This window comes from Winogradskyella marincola (assembly GCF_029624125.1).
GTDB classification, from domain to species: domain Bacteria; phylum Bacteroidota; class Bacteroidia; order Flavobacteriales; family Flavobacteriaceae; genus Winogradskyella; species Winogradskyella marincola.
The window spans coordinates 16,698-38,656 of the sequence record NZ_JARSBN010000002.1 but is presented as its reverse complement, the minus strand read 5'-3'; the positions used below and the strand labels follow the sequence as shown (position 1 = coordinate 38,656).

At 34.4% G+C, this 21,959-nt stretch carries 14 protein-coding genes; all 14 read left to right on the top strand.

The window, feature by feature from the left end:
• The first annotated feature begins 18 nt into the window (after positions 1–18).
• The 14 genes from P7122_RS03455 to P7122_RS03390 all read left to right on the top strand — a co-directional run bounded on the left by P7122_RS03455 (position 19) and on the right by P7122_RS03390 (position 21,945).
• A complete protein-coding gene (locus tag P7122_RS03455) occupies positions 19–1,815 on the top strand; it encodes a cytochrome c oxidase subunit I (RefSeq protein WP_278004385.1) in 1,797 nt (598 codons plus the stop codon).
• 172 nt (positions 1,816–1,987) lie between these two features.
• Complete coding sequence (gene ruvB / locus P7122_RS03450) at positions 1,988–3,010, top strand: Holliday junction branch migration DNA helicase RuvB (protein ID WP_278004384.1); 1,023 nt, start codon at positions 1,988–1,990, stop codon at positions 3,008–3,010.
• A gap of 12 nt (positions 3,011–3,022) precedes the next feature.
• Entirely contained in the window at positions 3,023–4,357 is a 1,335-nt protein-coding gene (locus tag P7122_RS03445; RefSeq protein WP_278004383.1) for a cytochrome P450, read from the top strand.
• Positions 4,357–5,280 (top strand): tRNA epoxyqueuosine(34) reductase QueG, encoded by a 924-nt coding sequence (gene queG / locus P7122_RS03440; RefSeq protein ID WP_278004382.1) that lies wholly within the window; start codon positions 4,357–4,359, stop codon positions 5,278–5,280. The genes P7122_RS03445 and queG overlap by 1 nt, the downstream gene beginning before the upstream one ends.
• A 90-nt stretch (positions 5,281–5,370) precedes the next feature.
• Positions 5,371–7,659 carry an NADP-dependent malic enzyme gene (locus P7122_RS03435; protein ID WP_278004381.1) on the top strand — a complete coding sequence of 763 codons (2,289 nt, stop codon included), beginning with the start codon at positions 5,371–5,373 and terminating at the stop codon, positions 7,657–7,659.
• Between the two features lie 71 nt (positions 7,660–7,730).
• The gene (gene ruvA, locus P7122_RS03430) at positions 7,731–8,312 is read left to right on the top strand and encodes a Holliday junction branch migration protein RuvA (protein WP_278004380.1); all 582 of its coding nucleotides are present in this window, start codon (positions 7,731–7,733) and stop codon (positions 8,310–8,312) included.
• A 5-nt stretch (positions 8,313–8,317) separates the two neighbouring features.
• Positions 8,318–15,613 (top strand): T9SS outer membrane translocon Sov/SprA, encoded by a 7,296-nt coding sequence (gene sov / locus P7122_RS03425; protein WP_496196792.1) that lies wholly within the window; start codon positions 8,318–8,320, stop codon positions 15,611–15,613.
• A gap of 74 nt (positions 15,614–15,687) precedes the next feature.
• Positions 15,688–16,068, top strand: a complete 381-nt coding sequence (gcvH, locus tag P7122_RS03420; protein WP_278004379.1) for a glycine cleavage system protein GcvH — start codon at positions 15,688–15,690, stop codon at positions 16,066–16,068.
• Entirely contained in the window at positions 16,061–16,423 is a 363-nt protein-coding gene (locus P7122_RS03415) for a VanZ family protein (protein ID WP_278004378.1), read from the top strand. The genes gcvH and P7122_RS03415 overlap by 8 nt, the downstream gene beginning before the upstream one ends.
• A 65-nt stretch (positions 16,424–16,488) precedes the next feature.
• Positions 16,489–17,217, top strand: a complete 729-nt coding sequence (locus P7122_RS03410; RefSeq protein ID WP_278004377.1) for an energy transducer TonB — start codon at positions 16,489–16,491, stop codon at positions 17,215–17,217.
• A gap of 119 nt (positions 17,218–17,336) precedes the next feature.
• A complete protein-coding gene (locus tag P7122_RS03405) occupies positions 17,337–18,131 on the top strand; it encodes an energy transducer TonB (RefSeq protein ID WP_278004376.1) in 795 nt (264 codons plus the stop codon).
• A 108-nt stretch (positions 18,132–18,239) separates the two neighbouring features.
• Positions 18,240–20,357 carry an energy transducer TonB gene (locus tag P7122_RS03400; protein ID WP_278004375.1) on the top strand — a complete coding sequence of 706 codons (2,118 nt, stop codon included), beginning with the start codon at positions 18,240–18,242 and terminating at the stop codon, positions 20,355–20,357.
• Positions 20,358–20,450: 93 nt separating this feature from the next.
• Positions 20,451–21,344, top strand: a complete 894-nt coding sequence (gene cyoE / locus P7122_RS03395) for a heme o synthase (RefSeq protein WP_278004374.1) — start codon at positions 20,451–20,453, stop codon at positions 21,342–21,344.
• Between the two features lies 1 nt (position 21,345).
• The gene (locus P7122_RS03390) at positions 21,346–21,945 is read left to right on the top strand and encodes a cytochrome c oxidase subunit 3 (protein ID WP_278004373.1); all 600 of its coding nucleotides are present in this window, start codon (positions 21,346–21,348) and stop codon (positions 21,943–21,945) included.
• Positions 21,946–21,959 lie beyond the last annotated feature (14 nt).

Sequence of the window (21,959 nt, the reverse complement as noted above, 5' to 3'; positions counted from 1 at the left end):
GAAACAGATAAATAGATTATGTCAGCAACAGTAGATACACACAATCACGACGATCACGACGTACATCATCATAAAGAAACTTTCGTGACTAAGTATATATTTAGTCAAGATCATAAAATGATAGCTAAGCAGTATTTAATTACTGGTGTTATAGCAATGGGTATCATAGGTATTATGATGTCGTTAATGATTCGTATGCAAATAGCATGGCCAGACCAACAAAATGCTGTTTTTGAAGCTCTACTTGGTAAGTGGGCTCCAGATGGTATTATGGATGCTGATATATACTTAGCATTAGTTACTATTCATGGTACAATAATGGTATTCTTTGTACTTACAGCAGGTCTTAGTGGTACATTTAGTAACCTTCTGATTCCACTTCAGATTGGTGCCAGAGATATGGCTTCAGGATTCTTGAATATGGTATCTTATTGGTTGTTCTTCTTGTCTTGTGTAATAATGGTATTATCATTTTTTGTAGAGGCAGGTCCAGCAGCAGCAGGATGGACTATATATCCACCGCTTAGTGCATTGCCAATGGCGCAGCCAGGTTCTGGTACAGGTATGACTATGTGGTTAGTATCTATGGCTATATTTATTGCATCTTCATTATTAGGATCTTTAAATTATGTTGTAACTGTATTAAACTTAAGAACAAAAGGGATGTCTATGACAAGAATGCCATTAACAATCTGGGCATTTTTCATCACAGCAGTAATAGGTATTATATCTTTCCCTGTTCTTTTATCTGCAGCATTACTTTTAATAATGGATAGAAGTTTTGGTACTTCATTCTTCTTATCAGATATATTTATTCAAGGTGAAGTATTACATTACCAAGGTGGTTCTCCTGTATTATACGAACACTTATTTTGGTTCCTAGGACATCCAGAAGTATATATCGTATTACTTCCAGCATTAGGGATTACATCAGAGATAATTGCAACCAACTCTAGAAAACCAATATTTGGATATAGAGCAATGATTCTTTCTATCCTTGCAATTGCATTTTTATCTACTATAGTTTGGGGTCACCACATGTTTATCTCTGGTATGAATCCATTCTTAGGATCTGTATTTACATTTACTACATTATTAATTGCAATACCATCAGCGGTAAAAGCATTTAACTATATAACCACCCTCTGGAAGGGTAATCTTCAGATGAATCCAGCAATGCTGTTTTCTATAGGATTAGTATCTACATTTATTACAGGTGGTTTAACAGGTATCATTTTAGGTGATAGTGCATTAGATATTAACGTACACGATACATATTTTGTGGTTGCTCACTTCCACTTAGTAATGGGTATATCAGCATTATATGGTGTATTTGCAGGTGTGTACCATTGGTTCCCTAAAATGTTTGGAAGAATGATGAACAAAAAATTGGGTTATTTACATTTTTGGATAACTGCAGTTTGTGCTTATGGTGTTTTCTTCCCAATGCACTTTATCGGAATGGCAGGTTTACCAAGACGTTATTATACTAACTCTAACTTCCCATTATTTGACGATACTGCAGATACTCAAGTTGTAATAACAGTATTTGCATTGATAGCAGGAGCAGCTCAGTTAATATTCTTATATAACTTCTTTAGTAGTATTTTCTACGGTAAGAAAGCGACTCAAAACCCATGGAGATCTACGACATTAGAGTGGACAACTCCAGTAGAGCATATTCATGGTAATTGGCCAGGAGAAATTCCTCATGTACACCGTTGGCCATACGATTACAGTAAGCCAGGTCACGACGAAGATTTTGTGCCTCAAACTGTACCGATGAAAGAAGGTGAAGAGGAATTACATCACTAAAAAATACTCGCGATATATGATGTCGCAGAATAAATAAGAAAAGACCTTTGGAGTGATTAAATCTTCAAAGGTCTTTTTCATTATATTTGTTTAGACTTCTTTGTCATTCTGAACTAGCTTCAGAATCTTTAATATGTAACTTATAAAGATTCCCGTTTTCACGGAAAATACTATGAACGAAAACCTAAATCCATCTAACGACAACTTTGGTCCAGAAGAGCTTGATCTAGAAAAAAAGTTAAGACCCTTATCCTTTAATGATTTTACAGGCCAAGATCAGGTATTAGAGAATTTATTGATTTTTGTTCAAGCGGCTAACCTAAGAGGAGAGGCATTAGATCATACCCTTTTTCATGGGCCTCCTGGATTAGGTAAAACCACATTAGCACACATATTAGCAAACGAACTAGATGTAAATATTAAAGTAACATCAGGACCAGTTTTAGATAAGCCAGGTGACTTAGCAGGTTTACTAACTAACTTAGAAGAGAGAGATGTACTTTTTATTGATGAAATACATCGATTAAGCCCAATTGTAGAGGAGTATTTGTACTCTGCCATGGAGGACTATAAAATAGACATCATGATAGAGTCTGGACCAAACGCAAGGACTGTTCAGATTAATTTAAATCCATTTACTTTAGTTGGTGCCACAACACGCTCAGGACTATTAACAGCACCTATGAGAGCACGTTTTGGTATAAGCAGTCGTTTGCAGTATTATAAAACAGATTTGCTAACTACAATTGTGCAAAGAAGTTCATCAATACTCAATGTGCCAATATCAATGGAAGCAGCAATAGAAATTGCAGGTCGTAGTCGTGGGACACCTCGTATTGCTAATGCTTTATTAAGACGTGTTAGAGATTTTGCTCAGATAAAAGGTAACGGTAAAATAGATATAGAAATAGCTAAGTTCGCCTTAGAGGCTTTAAATGTTGATGCACATGGATTGGATGAAATGGATAATAAAATCCTAACCACCATTATAGATAAGTTTAAAGGAGGACCTGTTGGTATTACAACTTTAGCAACAGCTGTAAGTGAGAGTGCCGAAACAATAGAAGAAGTATACGAACCTTTTTTAATTCAGCAAGGTTTTATAATGCGAACACCTCGTGGAAGAGAAGTCACAGAACAAGCATATAAACACTTAGGAAAAGTTAAAGGGCCAATACAAGGAGGTTTGTTTTGATTTTTTAGATCTATGAAGAATAATACAAACATACCTAACGTGCCTTTATCTCAATTTTTAAGGCATTCGCTAAATATTTTAAAAAACCCTTTACCGTTTCATCACAAAAATTTCTCTGAAAAAGGAAATACATTTAGCCTTACAATAGGTCCAAATAGAAAAATTTACTTTTCTAGAGATGCTGCTTTTGCAGAATATGTGCTTCAAAAAAATCAGAAAAACTATTCAAAAACCAAGATCCAAACACAAGATCTATCAAAGTATGTTGGCCAAGGATTATTAACATCTGAAGGAGAACATTGGAAAAAGCAACGAAAACTGATTCAGCCAGCTTTTCATAAAAAGCAACTCAATTTGTTGTTAGATAATATTAAGAATACTATTATTTCAGAATACCAACAAATTCAGCCTAACCAAAGAATAGATATCTTTCCTATATTAAATGATTTAGCATTTCAAACTGTTGTAAAATCATTGTTTAGCAGTGCTGTAAATCAAAAAGATATACACAGATTGCAGCACATAACAGAGGCAACTCAAAAAATGCTTGTAAAAGAATTAAGGCAACCTTATTTAGCATGGTGGTTTTCTGCAAGCGGAAGTTTAAAAAAGCATTTAGATCTTACCCAAGAGGCAAGACAAATTTTAAAACGTATTGTTAACGAGCGAAGAGATTCGGGTTCTAGGCAAAACGATTTATTAGATATGCTGCTCGATGCCAAATATGAAGATGGTACACCAATGAGCGAAGCACAGTTAATTGACGAAATTTTAATATTATTTGTAGCAGGACACGAAACAACATCTAATGCTCTAACATTTACATTTCAGTTACTTGCACAACATCCCAATTGGCAAGATAAGATTGTAGAAGAAGTTTCTGGTATAAAGCAAGAAACAGATGATATAATGGCAATAGTAACATCTGCAAAAGTATGCCAACAAGTAATAGAGGAAGCTATGCGATTGTATCCGCCAGCTTATTTTATTGATCGTGTTAATATCTCTGACGATACTTTTAATGAAATGAAGTTTAAGGCAGATTCTAGTTTGTTGTTCTCTATTTTCGAGATTCATCGACACCCAGATTTATGGGATCAGCCAGAAGCTTTTATGCCAGAGCGCTTTGATGAAGGAGGACGAAAGTACTCATCTCAATATTTTCCATTTGGTGCAGGTCCAAGAAAGTGTATAGGTAATAACTTCGCTATGTTTGAAATGATAATAGCAGTAAGTCAACTAGTTTCAGAATATAAGATTATACCAGAATTTGAAACTATAGAAATTACACCACTCATTACCTTAAAACCAAAAAATGCTTTCTTAAGATTTGAACCTCGATCTTAATGACTAATACCTCTAAATACACACAACTTATTAAAGCAGAAGCCAAGAGACTCGGCTTTTTGTCTTGTGGAGTCAGTAAAGCTGGATTTTTAGAGGAAGAAGCACCAAGACTAGAATCTTGGTTAAATAAAAATATGAATGGCGAAATGCGTTATATGGAAAACCATTTCGATAAACGTTTAGATCCAACACTACTTGTAGAAGGATCAAAAAGTGTAGTGTCTTTATTGCTTAATTATTTTCCAAGCCAAGAGCAAACAGCTAATAGCTATAAGCTATCAAAATATGCTTATGGTACCGATTATCATTTTGTAATAAAAGATAAACTCAAAATGTTGTTGGCTTTTATTCAAGAAGAAATAGGAGAAGTTGATGGACGCGCATTTGTAGATTCTGCACCAGTTTTAGACAAAGCTTGGGCAGCAAAATCTGGTTTAGGATGGATAGGAAAACATTCTAATCTACTAACTCAAAGAGTTGGTTCATTCTATTTTATTGCAGAACTTATTATAGACTTAGAGTTAGAGTATGATACACCAGTTACAGACCATTGTGGTACGTGTACGGCCTGTATAGATGCTTGCCCAACAGAAGCCATTACAGAACCTTATGTTGTAGATGGAAGTAAATGCATTTCGTACTTTACAATAGAATTAAAAGATAATTTACCCTCTGACATGAAAGGTAAATTTGATGATTGGATGTTTGGTTGCGATGTATGTCAGGACGTTTGTCCATGGAATCGGTTTAGTAAACCGCATAACGAGCCTTTATTTAATCCGCACCCTGAACTATTATCAATGACCAAAAAAGACTGGGAAGACATTACAGAAGAGACGTTTAAAAAAGTATTTAAAAAATCTGCAGTAAAGCGAACTAAGTATGCAGGACTGCTTAGAAATGTTCAGTTTCTCAAAGATTAACTATTATATATACTTTCATGTTATTTTAATGCTAATGGTCTTTAAGACCCAGTTTCATTACGTATCTTTGCGGCTTAATCCGTTTAGATTATGAGCAAACAAAGCAAGCGATTAGAAGCTTTGGTATATCATGCCAAGCCAACTCCAGGAAAAATAAAAGTTGTTCCAACAAAGAAATATGCATCACAGAGAGATTTATCTTTAGCATATTCACCAGGTGTTGCAGAACCATGTCTAGAAATAGAAAAGGATGTTAACAATGTCTATAAATACACAGCAAAAGGAAATTTAGTAGCAGTAATATCTAATGGAACAGCAGTTTTAGGACTTGGTAATATTGGTCCTGAAGCTTCAAAACCTGTAATGGAAGGAAAAGGGTTGCTGTTTAAAATCTTTGCAGACATAGATGTTTTTGATATTGAGGTAGATACAGAAAATGTTGATGAGTTTATAGAAACGGTTAAAAACATTGCACCAACATTTGGTGGTATTAATCTTGAAGATATTAAAGCACCTGAAGCCTTTGAAATAGAGCGTCGCTTAAAGGAAGAGTTAGATATTCCTGTTATGCACGACGACCAGCATGGTACGGCAATAATCTCAGCAGCAGCATTATTGAATGCTTTAGAGCTGGCCGAAAAAAATATTGAAGATGTAAGAATTGTAGTAAGTGGAGCAGGAGCAGCTGCTATTTCTTGTACAAGACTTTACAAAGCCTTTGGTGCTAAGTGCGAAAACATTGTAATGTTAGACAGTAAAGGGGTTATTAGAAAAGACAGAGATAATCTTACAGCTCAAAAAGCAGAGTTTGCAACAGACAGAAAAATAGATACTTTAGATGAAGCCATGAAAGATGCTGATGTTTTTATCGGTTTATCTATGGCAGATGTTGTGTCTCCTGAGATGCTAAAGTCAATGTCTGCAAACCCAATTGTATTTGCAATGGCAAATCCAAATCCCGAAATAAATTACGATTTAGCTATTGATACCAGAAAAGACATCATTATGGCAACTGGTCGTAGTGATCATCCTAACCAGGTAAATAATGTGCTTGGGTTTCCTTTCATTTTTAGAGGTGCATTAGACGTTAGAGCTACCAAAATTAATGAAGAAATGAAGATGGCTGCTGTAAAAGCACTATCTAGATTGGCTAAAGAACCAGTACCAGAACAGGTTAATTTGGCATATAACGAAACCAGATTAGCCTTTGGTAGAGATTATATTATTCCAAAACCTTTTGATCCAAGATTAATAGCAGAAGTGCCACCTGCTGTAGCAAAAGCAGCTATGGAAAGTGGTGTTGCGCAAGAACCAATTGAGGATTGGGACAGATATAAAAATGCGTTGTTAGAACGTCTGGGTTCTGATAATAAGTTGGTACGTCAGTTGCTAGGAAGAGCACGTACTAACCCAAAACGAGTAGTTTTTGCAGAAGCAGACCAACTAGATGTTTTAAAAGCAGCTCAGATAGTTTACGAAGAAGGCGTGGCAGAACCAGTGCTTTTAGGTAGAAAAGATACCATTATAGAGTTAATGTCTGAAATAGAGTTTGATGCAGATGTAGAAATTATTGATCCAAAATCTGATGAAGAGAATGAACGCAAAAACCAATACGCTAAGGTTTATTGGGAAAAACGTCAACGACAAGGAGTAACTGTTTATTCTGCGGAGAAAAAAATGCGTGAACGTAATTTCTTTGCTGCAATGATGGTAAATGTAGGTGATGCAGATGCGCTTATTACAGGCTACTCAAGAAGTTATCCAACTGTTGTAAAGCCTATGTTAGAATTAATAGGTAAAGCAGATGGAGCAACTAGAATAGCTACAACCAACGTTATGATGACGCAAAGAGGACCAATGTTCTTAAGCGATACAGCCATAAATATAGATCCAGATGCAAAGGATTTGGCAAGAATAGCAAGAATGACATCAAAAGTTACAAGAATGTTTGGAATAGAACCTGTAACAGCAATGATTTCGTATTCTAATTTTGGATCTTCAGAAAACCCAAAATCAAAGAAAGTACAAGATGCTGTTGCGTTTTTGCATGAAGCATATCCAGATATGGTTGTTGATGGTGAGTTACAGACCGACTTTGCTTTGAATGCTAAAATGCTTCAAGATATATTTCCGTTTTCTAAATTAGCAGGACGAAAAGTAAATACACTTATTTTTCCAAATTTAGATGCTGCAAATATTACCTATAAATTATTAAAAGAGCTTAATAAATCAGAGTCTATAGGTCCTATTATGATGGGTATGGCAAAGCCTGTACATATACTTCAATTGGGAGCTAGTGTAGACGAAATTGTAAATATGACTGCAATAGCAGTTATAGATGCACAAGAAAGAGAAAAAAGACAACAAAAGGCAAAGTAGTCTTACATTAGTAACACCTCTTTTATTGTAAATAATTTTATTACATTTGGGACTTTAACCTTATGTAATAAATGATTACACACTTAGAGGGAAAACTAGTAGAAAAAAATCCTACAGACGTTGTAATAGATTGCAACGGAGTAGGATATTTTATTAATATATCTCTACATACATTTTCTCAAATTCCTGATAAAGAACATTTAAAACTGTACACATATCTACAGGTAAGAGAAGATTCGCATAGTCTCTATGGTTTTTCTTCTAAAACAGAGCGCGAAATTTTTAAACTTCTAATTTCAGTTAGTGGAATAGGTGCAAATACTGCGCGTACAATGCTATCGTCCTTAACGCCAGACCAAGTTAAAGAAGGAATAGCAAGTGGAGATGTGGCATTAATTCAGAGTGTAAAAGGTATTGGAGCCAAAACCGCTCAACGTGTTATTATAGATCTTAAGGATAAAGTGTTAAAAGTGTATGGTATAGACGAACTTTCTCTTATACCAAACAATACAAGCAAAGAAGAAGCGTTATCTGCTTTAGATGTTTTAGGATTTAACAAAAAACAATCCGAAAAAGTAGTTGATAAAATATTACAAGCCCAACCAGATGCCCTTGTGGAGCAAATCATAAAAGAAGCTCTTAAAAACTTATAATACAATTGAATAGAACTAACTACAATCAATTAAAGTCAATCAGTTTTTACGTGTCACTAGCATTTATGATGCTAATGAGTGCGCCTGCTTTTGCCCAAGAGCCAGAAACAGAAGAGCAAGATTCTACAAAAACAACATTTGCACTAGGTAAGCTTAAAATGCCAAATCCTAGTAGCATTATTTCAAAATATACTTACGATCCTATTTTAGAACGCTATGTGTATACAGAGAAAATAGGCGATTTTAATATAAACTATCCTTTAATTCTTACTCCAGAAGAATTCAGACGTTTGGTATTAGAAGAAAGATTAAAAGAGTATTACAAGCGCATGGCAGATGCTGCTGCTGGACAGAAAGAAGGTAGCGAGGAAGACCAGAAGAATTTGTTACCAGAGTTTTATGTTAATTCTGGACTTTTTGAAACTATTTTTGGCGGTAATACAATCAGTGTAATACCAAGTGGTTATGCAGAAGTGGATTTAGGAGTGTTATTTTCTAAGCAAGATAATCCTTCATTTTCACCTCGTAATAGATCTAACTTTACTTTTGATTTTGACCAACGAATAGGGCTAAGTTTACTTGGTAAGGTTGGTACCAGACTTCAGGTTACAGCCAACTATGATACCGAAGCAACGTTCGATTTTCAACAGCTTGTAAAATTAGAATATACACCAACAGAAGACGATATCATTAGAAAGATTGAAGTTGGTAATGTAAATATGCCTCTTAATAGTTCTTTAATTAGAGGCGCACAAAGTCTGTTTGGTGTAAAAACAGAATTGCAGTTTGGTAAAACAAGAGTTACAGCTGTTTTCTCGGAGCAACAATCCCAGTCTAAATCTGTTGTAGCACAAGGAGGTGGTACTTTAGAAGAGTTTGAATTCTTTGCAAGAGATTATGACGAAAACCGACACTATTTTTTATCTCATTACTTTAGAGATAACTATGATAAAGCTTTATTACAATACCCTTTTATAGACAATCAAGGTTTACAAATTACCAGAGTAGAAGTCTGGGTAACAAACAGAAATAACCAAACTGAAAATGTAAGAAACATTGTAGCATTTCAGGATTTAGGTGAGTCAGATCCAGAGAATATAGGATTAGATCCATTGCCAGGAGGTTTTATCAATAACCTAGGAGGACTACCAGATAATGGTAACAATGATTTTGATCCTACTAATATTGGTGGTGCAGGCTCGCTTTTAACGGAAGCAGTTAGAAATATAACCAACGTAGAAGCTGGTGTTTCTGTAAATGTTAATGAAGGTTTTGATTACGGAAAGCTTGAAGCTGCGCGTAAGCTTCAAGAAGGACAAGATTATGTTTTAAATACTGAACTTGGTTATATCTCTTTAAACCAAAGGTTGTTAAATGACGAAGTTTTAGCTGTAGCGTTTCAGTATACAAGAGGTGGGCAAGTGTACCAAGTTGGTGAGTTTGCAAACGATGGAGTAGATGCAACCCAAGTAAGCGAAGGTACTACAGGTAATCAGGTGGTAAACAACCAAAGTTTAGTCTTAAAAATGCTGAAGAGTGCTGTAACATCTGTAGAACAGCCAATTTGGGACTTAATGATGAAAAACATCTACGATACAGGTGCTTTTCAATTAAGTCAAGAAGATTTTAGGTTAAATATTTTCTATACAGAAGCATCACCTGTCAACTACATAAGACCAGTTGAAGGTACAACATTTCCATTGTACAATAATAACACACCATTAGATCCTAATGACGATACCGAGATACAAGAAACACCATTAATTAGGCTATTTCATCTAGATCGATTAAATAGCAACAATGATCCTCAAGAAGGAGGTGATGGTTTCTTTGATTATGTTACAAATCCTCAGATAACAATAATACCTCAAAATGGTAAAATTATTTTCACAAAGGTCGAGCCTTTTGGTCGTTACTTATTCGATGTCTTAGATAATGATAATAATCCAAGTAATAATGATACGGATTATGAACAAGACGTTTACACCAATGAAAACCAAGAAAAGTACGTTTACGATTTGCTTTATAAATCTACAAAAACGCAAGCTTTAAATGAAGCTGAAAAAAACAAGTTTCAGATAAAAGGACGTTTTAAGAGTAGTGGAGGCGATGGAGGAATTCCTATAGGTGCTTTTAATGTGCCTAGAGGTTCTGTAAGAGTTACAGCAGGTGGTAGAGTATTGGTAGAAGGTATAGATTATACCGTGAATTATCAGTTAGGACGCGTAGAGATTTTAGATGAAGCTTTAAAAGCATCAAATACACCAATCAATGTTTCGGTAGAAAATAATGCAGTGTTTGGTCAGCAAACAAGACGATTTACTGGTGTTAATGTAGAGCATCAGTTTAATGAAAATTTTGTGCTTGGAGCAACACTTTTAAATCTTAATGAAAGACCAATTACTCAAAAAGCTAATTTTAATTCAGAGCCTATAAATAATACCATCTTTGGTTTTAATGGTAATTATTCAACTGAAGTTCCGTTTTTAACAAGGTTGGTAAATAAGCTTCCTAACATAGATACAGATGTGCCATCTAACCTTTCGGTAAGAGGTGAGTTTGCATACCTACTGCCTGGAGCACCAAAAGGCACAGATTTCGATGGAGAGGCTACAGCTTATATTGATGATTTTGAAGGTACACAAGGCTCTATAGACTTATTAAGTCCGTTATCTTGGTACTTGTCTAGTAGACCAAAAGAATTACCAGGAAATATAAGAGGTAATGACGATAGTGGAGTAGAAAATGGTTATGGTAGAGGGTTTTTAAACTGGTATACTGTAGATCCTATTTTTTATAGTACACAACGTCCAAGTGGTATAAGCGATGATGATGTGTCTAACTTATACACAAGACGTGTTTTTATTGAAGAAATTTTTCCAGAGGTAGATATAGTTCAAGGGCAAACAGCTGTAATTAATACTTTAGATTTAACATATTATCCAGACGAAAGAGGACCTTATAATTTTGATCCTCAAGAAGCACAAGGAACAGTAATGCCAAACCAACGTTGGGCAGGTATATCTAGACAAATTACATCTACAGATTTTGAACAAGCCAATGTAGAATATATTGAATTTTGGGTGCAAGATCCATTTTTAGATAATCCTGCAAGTCAAGGTGGTAAGCTTTTTATAAACTTAGGAAACATCTCTGAAGATGTCTTAAAAGATGGGAAGAAGCAATATGAAAACGGACTTCCAGATGATGGTAATGTTTCAATTCTAGAGCCTACAGCTTATAATAGTGTTGTGCCACAAAACCAATCTTTAATTTACACCTTTGCAACTACAGGACAAGAAAGAACATATCAAGATGTTGGATTAGATGGTTATGATGATGTTGAAGAAGCTGCTGTTTATGGTTCGCAATTTGGCGAAGATCCAGCAAAAGATAATTATACCTACTACCTTAATACAGATGGTAATATTTTTGAACGTTATAAGCAATACAATGGATTAGAAGGTAATACTCCAGATGTGTTTACAGATACGAATAGAGGATCTACTACGCAGCCAGATGTAGAAGATATTAACCGTGATAACACCATGAATACTATTGATAGTTATTACGAGTATGAGGTAGATATAAACCCAACAATTTTAAATGCCAATAATCCTCAGATTAACGACGTTAAAGTAAGGACTGTAACACTTCCAAATGGAACTCAAAGAGATGTAACTTGGTACCAGTTTAGATTACCGATCAACGAGCCAACTAATTCTATAGGTGGTATTTCTGATATAAGATCTGTGCGTTTTGCTCGTCTATACTTACGAGATTTTGTTGAAAATACTGTGCTTCGTTTTGCAACTTTAGATTTGGTAAGAAGTGATTGGAGACGATACACGTTAGACTTAGATAACGATCCAACTAATAACAGTGCAAACGCAGAGTTTAATGTTGGTATTATTGGTGTGCAAGAAAATGATGGAGATTACGTAATTCCACCAGGTGTAAGACGTGAGGAATTAAATAACAACAACAACATTATAAGACAAAACGAACAGTCTTTAGTGTTACAAGCTTGCGAGTTGGAGCCAGAAGACTCTAGAGGTGTGTTTAAGAATATTAATGTAGATATGCGTCAGTACAAAAACTTACGTATGTTTTTACATGCTGAAGCTCAAGATGGGCAAACCCTTCAAGAAGGAGAGCTTACTGCCTTTATAAGAATGGGTAATGACTTTACTCAAAATTTCTATCAAATAGAAGTACCATTATTACCAACAGATTTAGTGGATGGTAATTTGTCTATAGAAGAACGTATTTGGCCAGCAGTTAATGAGATTAATATCTCGTTAGATATTCTTCAAGATATTAAGTCACAGGGAATTTTTGATCAGACGCTTTCTAACGAAGATCCTACGTTTTATAATGTTATAGATGGAGTGTTAAATGATACACCTGTCGCAGAATTTTCGCCTTTAGCAACAGGACAACAACGTGTGGCTATAAAAGGTAATCCTAATTTTGGTGATATTAGAGTTTTAATGGTAGGTGTAAAGAATTCTGGTATAACAGGAACTCCTGCTTGTGGTGAAGTTTGGTTCAATGAGTTGCGTATGTCTGATCTAGAAAACGAAGGTGGTTGGGCTGCTGTAGTAAGTATGGACTCTAATATTGCAGATTTTGCAGATATTAGTGCAACAGGTAGACGTAGTACAATCGGTTTTGGTGGTTTAGAACAGTCTCCTAACGAGCGTAGCAGAGAAGATGTAAAACAATACGATGTAGTTACTAATGTGCAGTTAGGTCAGTTGCTACCTAAAAAATGGGGAATTCAACTTCCGTTTAACTACTCGCAAAGCGAAGAAATTATAACTCCTCAGTTTGATGAGTACTATAGAGATATAGAGTTACAAACACAGTTAGATAATACTACCAACCAAGATTCTATACTTAAAGTAAATGAAAATTATACAAAACGAAAGAGTATAAACTTCATAGGTGTTAGAAAACAACGTACAACAGAAAAGAAGAAACGTTTTTACGATGTAGAAAACTTAACCTTCAACTATTCGTATAACAAAGTTGAGCATCGCGATTTTGAGATTGAAAATTCTTTAGACCAAAATGTAAGAGCAGGTGTCAACTATAACTACGCTTTTGAGCCAGTAAGAATAGAGCCTTTTAAAAAGAATGACTCTCTCTTTACAGGAAAGTACTGGAAGATTCTAAAAGATTTTAACCTTAATTTATTACCATCTAACATTTCGGTAAATACAGATATAAACAGGCAATTTAGTAAACAGAAGTTTAGAGAAGTAGAACTGGGTGGTGATAATATTGGTATTGAAGAATTATTTAGAAGAAACTATACTTTCGATTTTCAGTATGCCATAAATTATAATTTTACAGATGCATTAAGTCTTAATTTTAGCGCTGCTAATACTAATATTGTTAGAAACTATTTTATAGATGACCAGCTTAATGGAAGGCAAGACCCAACGTTAGATGTTTGGGATGGTTTCTTTGATTTTGGAGATCCAAACTACCAAACACAACAACTTCAGGTTAATTACGAATTGCCTTTGTATAAGATTCCTGCTTTAAGTTTTTTAAGAACCACTTACACCTATAATGGAGCATTTCAGTGGCAAAAAGGTTCAGATTTAAATGAAGGTATTATTATTGATGGGCAACCACAAAATCTAGGGCACTCTATACAGAACTCTAATACGCACAATATTAATTCTACCTTAAACATGGAGACATTTTACAGGTCTGTAGGTTTAGTAAGAAAAGATAATAGACGTGGTAGAGGTAGAAACAGCAAATCTCGTGTTAAATCAAGATCTGCAACACCAAATACAAATAAATCACTAGATGGTGGAGACGAGCAAAAAGACCCTAATAGGTTAAGTGCAGGAAAGAAAGCGTACAATACTTTAGTAGATATTGTTACCATGGTAAAGCGTATACAATTTGGTTATAGTGAGAATAACGGAACCTATTTGCCTGGATATTTACCTACACCAGGTTTTATAGGAACGCTAAGACCAACTTGGGGTTATACTTTTGGTAGCCAAAACGATATTAGAAGCATAGTGGCTAATAATGGTTGGTTAACAACTTACGATAATTTTAATGAACAATTCACATCTGTAAAAAATACCTCATTAGACTATTCGGTTAATGTAGAGCCAATGCGAGATTTAAAAATCGATTTAATAGGTAACCGAACCTACGCAGAGAACTTTACAGAAAACTTTAGAGTAGAAGATTATTTGGATGCTGATGGAAACGAAGTGCCTGTAGGTTCAGGTGATGGTATTTTAGATTATAGATCTTTAACACCTAATACATTTGGTAATTTTAATATATCAACAGCTTTAATCAAAACAGCTTTTGGTAAAAGTGATGAAAATCAATCTGACGCTTTTGACGATTTTAGAGCCAATAGATTAATTGTAGCCAATAGATTAGCGAGAGAGTTTTATGGTACAAACAACTTTGCAACAGATGCAGAAGGATATCCGTTAGGTTTTGGAAAAAATAGTCAACGTGTATTGTTGCCAGCTTTCCTTTCGGCTTACCATGGTAGCGATCCAGAGAAAATAACAACTAGAGCGTTTAGAGATGTACCAATACCTAACTGGACGTTAAAGTATACTGGATTAATGAAAATTCCATGGTTCAAAAAGACCTTTAGACGTTTTTCTGTACAACATGGCTATAGATCTAGATATACCATAAACCAGTTTAGAACAAATTTAGATTATGTAGCAGGAGAAAGAGGTGTAGAATATGACGATCAATCAACAGATGCTTTAAACCAGTCGGGAGATTTTAAAAATGGTACCTTGTATAGTAACATCAACTTAGAAGAGCAATTTAGTCCATTAATTCGTTTAGAGTTTGAAATGAAAAACTCTATCAAGGTATTAGCAGAAATACAAAAAGACAGAATGTTATCCTTAAGTTTCGATAACAATCTGCTTACAGAAATTCAAGGTCAAGAATATACACTTGGATTAGGATATCGTATAAAGGACCTTAGAATTAGATCTGCATTAGCAGGTGCAAAACAAATTGTAAAAAGCGATTTAAACATGCGTGCAGATATCTCTGTGAGAGATAATAAAACCATAATACGATATCTCGATTTAGAAAATAATCAGATTACTGCTGGCCAAACTATTTGGGGAGGAAAATTTACAGCTGATTATGCATTTAGTAAAAATCTTACAGCGATATTCTATTTTGATTATACATTTTCAGATTTTGCAATATCTACATCATTCCCTCAAACCTCAATTAGATCAGGTTTTACATTGCGATATAACTTCGGAAATTAATTTTAGGATTTTGGTTTGAAAACAAGCAATTAAAAAATTACTTTTGCTTCACTAATTATATTATACAATTTAAGATGAATATACCATCAGAATTAAAATACACCAAAGATCACGAGTGGATCAAAATAGAAGGTGATATTGCAACAGTAGGCATTACAGATTTTGCACAAGGAGAATTAGGAGATATCGTTTATGTAGAAGTAGAAACTGTAGACGAAACTCTAAACGCAGAAGAAGTATTTGGTACAGTTGAAGCTGTAAAAACTGTGTCAGATTTGTTTTTACCATTATCTGGTGAAATTATTGAATTCAACGAAAATCTAGAAGATGAGCCAGAAAAGGTAAATACAGACCCTTATGGTGATGGTTGGATGATTAAGATAAAGTTTTCTGATGCTTCTCAAGTAGATAACTTACTGTCTGCAGAAGACTATAAAGCTTTAGTAAGTGCTTAGAAAACTACTATTATCGGTTGCTGTTATTTATACATTAGCACTGATTGTAGTAACGTTTATAAGCCTAGATGGAGTGCCAAATTTAGGGTCTTCATTTGACGATAAGATATATCATTTTTTGGCCTATGCTGGTTTAGCTGGTTTGTGGATTACATTCTTTAAATCAGGTAAAACAAAACAAAACTTATGGTTGATTTTTATCGTTATTTTTTTATTTGGTGTTTTGTTAGAGGTTTTGCAGCATCAAATAAATATAAAAAGAACTTACGATAATTTTGATTTGATGGCGAATGCTTCAGGTGTTATAATTGGCACGTTAATTGCTGTTAGATTAAATATAATAAAGTTAAAATAAAAAGAAGTTTTGCTTTTTTACTTATTATTTAATTAAATTAGCAACTCTATTAAAGAATTTTCAATATGGAACTTAAAAAGAATCCAAAATCAGATGTAAGTAGAAACAGCTCATTATATTTTGCTGTTGGTTTAGCATTAATGCTAGGCTTTACATATATGGCTCTTGAATACAAGAGTTATGAGAAGAGCGATATTGTCGCAGACACACTTAATGTAGATGATGAGTTTGAAGAAGAAGCGCCTGTTACAGAGCAAATCGTTACTCCACCACCTCCACCACCTCCACCACCAGCTGCGCCTGAAGTAATCGAGGTTGTAGAAGATGAAGTAGAAGTAGAAGAAACAGTTATAGAGTCTACGGAAACTGAAATGGAAACTGAAATCGTTGAGGTAGAAGAGGTAGAAGTAGAAGAGGTAGAAGAAGATCTTGAGGTACCTTTCCATGTTATTGAAAATGTTGCTGTTTTCCCTGGTTGTGAAAATGAAAAAGGTAACGCAGCAAAAAAAGAATGTATGAATGAAAAGGTAAATAAATTTATCTCAAGAAAATTCAACACAGATTTAGCTCAAGATTTAGGTTTAGCTCCAGGTAAGAAAAGAATCTTCTGTAGATTTAAAGTAGATAAAAATGGAAATGTTACTGCGATACAAACTCGAGGTCCTCACCCAGCTTTAGAAAAAGAAGCTCAAAAAGTTTTATCTAAGCTTCCTAAAATGAAGCCAGGAAAACAAAGAGGTAAGTCTGTGGTAATGCCGTTTTCAATTCCAATTGTATTCCAGGTAAATGACTAAATAGTCTAAGACTTATTTAAAAAATAAAAATCCCGTTCAAAATTAATTGGACGGGATTTTCTTTTTGGTACGCTTATTGTGACTTTATCATAATATTAACATTTTAAATAATACGTATTATGAAAAATTCAAAAAAAGATCTCAACAACGCTGGTCAGAGCACTGTTGAGGTGAAGAAGTCACAAAAGCATGATGCAAATTTACAAAAAAACTCAACCCTGTATTTTCAAATAGGGTTGATTCTTTGTTTGCTGGCTACTTATGGGCTTTTTGAAATGCAGTTTCAAGAAAAAAAGGTAACAATCGATGTTGTAGAAAGTAATGATTTAGCAACTATAGATGTAGTGCCGGATTATCGAGTAGAACAGGTTGTTGAGAAGAAAAGCGAGCCCAAAGTAGAGCGCAGTAGAGATTTAAAAGATGTTTACAAGGAGGTAGAGAATGATACACCAGATATAGAAGAAGTAATTTTTACACCAGATGACCCAAAACCTTCTGATGAGCCTACGGTTAAACCAGAAGATATTATTGTAGATAAAGTAGATCCACCTGTAGATGTTCCTTTTTATAAAATTGAGAAAGCTCCAATATATCCAGGATGTGAAAAAATGAATACCAATGAGGATAGAAAAAAATGCATGTCAGATAAGATTACCAAGCTAGTTGGTAGAAAGTTTAATACAGAAATAGCTAGCGACCATGGTATATCTGGCTTGCAAGTTATTCAAACACAGTTTACAGTAGATAAAAATGGTAACGTTACTGATGTAAAAATTAGGGCTCCACACCCAGTACTAGAGAAAGAAGCAATACGTGTTATAGATAAAATACCTAGTATGAAGCCAGGTTATCAGCAGAATAAAGCCGTTGGTGTTATCTATAATTTGCCAATTAAGTTTATGGTAAGAGACTAATAGTAATTGCATAGTTATAAAAACCGTTACCCAGCTGTAGCGGTTTTTTGTTTTAAGGTTACTAAAAAAAATAAGTATCTTTCGAGCACTAATAATTAGGTCTGTTTTATGAAGCGTATTTGGCTTATTGCTGGTTTATTAATTTCTTTTTTGAGTAATGCTCAGACACTTTCAACCTACGAAAAACCACCTGTATTTAGTGAGTGCGATTCGCTTGCGGTAGAGCAGTTAAGGTCATGTTTCAATTTTACTTTAAATAGTTTTGTGTATAATAATTTTAAAGTACCTCAAATAATCACAGACGAAGATTATAAAGGAAATGTGCAAGTGTTGTTTGAAGTTAGTAAAGAAGGTAAATTCAACGTTGTATACGTGGATGCTATCTATGATGAACTAAAGGAAGAAACTAAACGAGTTTTTGAAGCGTTGCCAAAAATAAAGCCAGCTACGTATAATGGTAAGCCAACTTTTGTTCAGTATAGCTTAAATATAAATATCCCTTTGGTTGAGCCTATTGAGAAAACTAATGAGAATGAAAGTGATGAGGCTAATGCAAAAGGCCAGAAAAGAAAAGATGACTTAAATGCGACTTTGTCTAACGAGTTTGATAATGTAAATAAAGGCACAAAACCTTATGAAGGCTTAGAGTATAACAGTCAATTAAATGTTCCTTTTACGCATTCTTATTACGCACGTTTTGATGATGATATGAATGTAATAGGCACTAATAGTCATACGGCAGCCAAGCCTTTTATTCAAGCTGATGTTGCTAAATATTATGACATTAAAGCAGAGAAAGAAAGTTTAGCAAAAGAAACAGATAGTTGGTTTGGCAGAAAGCTTTATAACGAACATTTAGTGCAAGTTCAAGGTAAAGATTACTGGTTTACAGTAGACCCAGTTGTGGATTTGCAACTTGGTGGAGAAACAGAAGGAGATGATGGTACCTGGAACAATACGAGAGGTATCTATATTCAAGCTGGTTTTGGTAAGCGTTTCAATATTTCCACTTCGGTATATGAGAGTCAAGGAAGATTTGCAGACTATTTTAATGCTTATGCAGAAAGTCTAAAGGCTTTTGGTCCAGATCCAGCAATAATTCCTGGTCGTGGCATTGGTAAGGGATTTAAAGAAAACTCGTATGATTATCCTGTTGCAGAAGCGTATTTATCTTACACACCAGCAGATTTTTTAAATATTCAATTTGGACATGGTAAAAATTTTATTGGTGATGGATACCGTTCACTATTTCAGAGTGATGTAGCAAGTCCATATCCTTTCCTTAAGCTGAATACGAGTTTCTGGAAGATAAAATACACAAGCACATGGATGTGGCTTAAGGATGTTAGGCCAGAGGTTGTGGTAGATGATGCCTTTTTAACTAAGTATATGGCAAATCATTATCTAAGTTGGAATGTGTCTAAAAGACTTAATATAGGATTGTTTGAGTCTGTAATGTGGGCGGATACAAATGGTAGAGGTTTTGATGTTAATTATCTTAATCCGATTATTTTCTTTAGAGCGATTGAGTTTCAAACAGGGCAAGGAGCTGGAAATGCTATTTTAGGTCTAAGTGGTAAATACAAATGGAATAATAAAGTAAATCTCTATGGGCAATTCATTTTAGATGAATTTTCCTTAAGTGATGTCACAGGTGGAAACAAAAGCTGGAAAAATAAGTTTGGTTTTCAATTAGGTGCTAAATATTTCAATGCATTTAAAGTCGATAACTTGCTGCTTCAGGCCGAATACAATCAAGTTCGTCCTTATACATATTCTCACAATACTCAAATTCTTAATTATGGGCATTTTAACCAGCCGATGGCACATCTTTGGGGATCTAATTTTAGAGAGTTGGTGCTAATTGGTCGATATAATTATAAGCGTTGGTTTGCAGATAGCAAGTTAATTATTGGGCAAAGAGGTTTTGACTATAATACAGAAGAAGATAGCTTTTCTTATGGAGGAGATATTTATAGAGATTACAATGATCGTGTTTCTGACACAGGTATAACTATTGGTCAAGGAAATAAAACCAATAGTTTTATGTGGGAACATCAAATGGGGTACTTACTCAATCCGCAAACAAACTTAAAAGTGTTTGCAAATATTATCTACAGAGATTTTAATCCTGAAACCATAACGTCTACAACTGCAGATTCAAACACGCTTTGGTTTAGCTTAGGCATTAGGACAGATCTTTTTAATTGGTATAACGATTTTTAAAAAAAAATACGTTTATTAAAGTTTCTATAACGTTGGTGAAACCCTTTTTTAAAGTATCTTTGCACTCGCTAAGAACTGGACAATAAAACAGCATTGGGCACTACAAATTCTTCGATATCAAAAAATTCTGTAATAACAGATTTTAAAGAAATCACAAAAATGGGATTGTCTGTTAGTGTGGTGTTTTCTGCACTTGCAGGATATTTGTTGGGTGCCGAGACAATAAGCTATACTACACTTATTCTATTAGCTCTTGGTGGATACTTTATGGTAGGTGCTTCAAATGCTTACAATCAAATTATTGAGAGAGACTTAGATGCTTTAATGGATAGGACTAAAAATAGACCTATTCCTGCTGGTCGTATGTCTGTTAATACTGCATTTGTTATTGCTACGGTATTTGCAGTTTTAGGAATTGTAACACTTTATAATATTAATCCTAAAACAGCAATGTGGGGAGCAATCTCTATATTTTTATATACAAGTGTTTACACACCTTTAAAAACTAAGACACCATTATCTGTATTTGTAGGTGCACTACCAGGAGCAATTCCATTTATGTTGGGTTGGGTAGCTGCTCGAGGAGAGTTTGGTATAGAGCCAGGAACTTTATTTGCTATTCAGTTTTTTTGGCAATTTCCTCATTTTTGGTCTATTGGTTGGTTTTTATATGAGGACTATGAAAAAGGAGGTTTTTTTATGCTTCCAACAGGAAAGAGAGATAAAGGAACTGCAGTACAGATTATAATGTATAGTGTGTGGACAATATTAGTATCTATTATCCCTGTTTTAGGTTTTACGGGAGACTTAAAACTGTCTATTCTAGCTGCAGTGCTAGTATTTTTATTAGGTGTACTAATGTTGGTTTTTGCATTAAGATTATTTAAACAGCGAACGGTAAAAGCCGCTAAACAACTTATGTTGTCTAGTGTTTTCTATATTACAATGTTGCAAATTATATTTGTTGCGGATAAATTTTTGAGATAGAATGGATTTAACAGAAGGAACACAACAGGAAAAAATAGGCAGATCAAAGAAAATGATGCTTTGGTTTGGTATAGGATCTCTAATAATGACTTTTTCGGCATTATTGAGTGCTTTCATTGTAAGTTCTAAACAACGAAGAGATAAAGATTGGCTTAGCAATTACGAATTGCCAAGTGCATTTTATGTAAGTGTTGTTGTTATTCTTTTAAGTAGTTTAACTTTCATCTTAGCTAAAAAAGCTCTAAAACAAAATAATGGGCAAATGTCTAAGATCTGGTTGTTAATCACTTTAGTTTTAGGTATTGCTTTTATATACGTTCAGTTTGAAGGTTTTAAGCAAATCATTGAAGCAGGATACAACTTTACAGGACCAACAAGTAATATCACAATATCATACATATACATCATAGCGGTTGTGCACATATTGCACGTTATTGCTGGGTTAATTTGTATAGCTGTTGTTATTTATAATCATTTTAAACAAAAGTACAATGCCAACAATATGTTGGGTTTAGAACTGGCTGCAAATTTCTGGCATTTCGTTGACCTGCTTTGGCTTGTGCTGTTTTTGTTTTTATATTTTTTTAGAGACAGAATTTGATTATTTTTGTCCAA

Excerpts from the sequence above, each read along its gene's own strand:
- P7122_RS03400 (WP_278004375.1), top strand. The coding sequence starts at position 18,240 with ATGAAGCGTATTTGGCTTATTGCTGGTTTATTAATTTCTTTTTTGAGT.
- P7122_RS03435 (WP_278004381.1), top strand. The coding sequence starts at position 5,371 with ATGAGCAAACAAAGCAAGCGATTAGAAGCTTTGGTATATCATGCCAAG.
- gcvH (WP_278004379.1), top strand. The coding sequence starts at position 15,688 with ATGAATATACCATCAGAATTAAAATACACCAAAGATCACGAGTGGATC.
- queG (WP_278004382.1), top strand. The coding sequence starts at position 4,357 with ATGACTAATACCTCTAAATACACACAACTTATTAAAGCAGAAGCCAAG.
- ruvB (WP_278004384.1), top strand. The coding sequence starts at position 1,988 with ATGAACGAAAACCTAAATCCATCTAACGACAACTTTGGTCCAGAAGAG.
- P7122_RS03455 (WP_278004385.1), top strand. The coding sequence starts at position 19 with ATGTCAGCAACAGTAGATACACACAATCACGACGATCACGACGTACAT.
- P7122_RS03390 (WP_278004373.1), top strand. The coding sequence starts at position 21,346 with ATGGATTTAACAGAAGGAACACAACAGGAAAAAATAGGCAGATCAAAG.
- P7122_RS03405 (WP_278004376.1), top strand. The coding sequence starts at position 17,337 with ATGAAAAATTCAAAAAAAGATCTCAACAACGCTGGTCAGAGCACTGTT.
- P7122_RS03445 (WP_278004383.1), top strand. The coding sequence starts at position 3,023 with ATGAAGAATAATACAAACATACCTAACGTGCCTTTATCTCAATTTTTA.
- P7122_RS03410 (WP_278004377.1), top strand. The coding sequence starts at position 16,489 with ATGGAACTTAAAAAGAATCCAAAATCAGATGTAAGTAGAAACAGCTCA.
- ruvA (WP_278004380.1), top strand. The coding sequence starts at position 7,731 with ATGATTACACACTTAGAGGGAAAACTAGTAGAAAAAAATCCTACAGAC.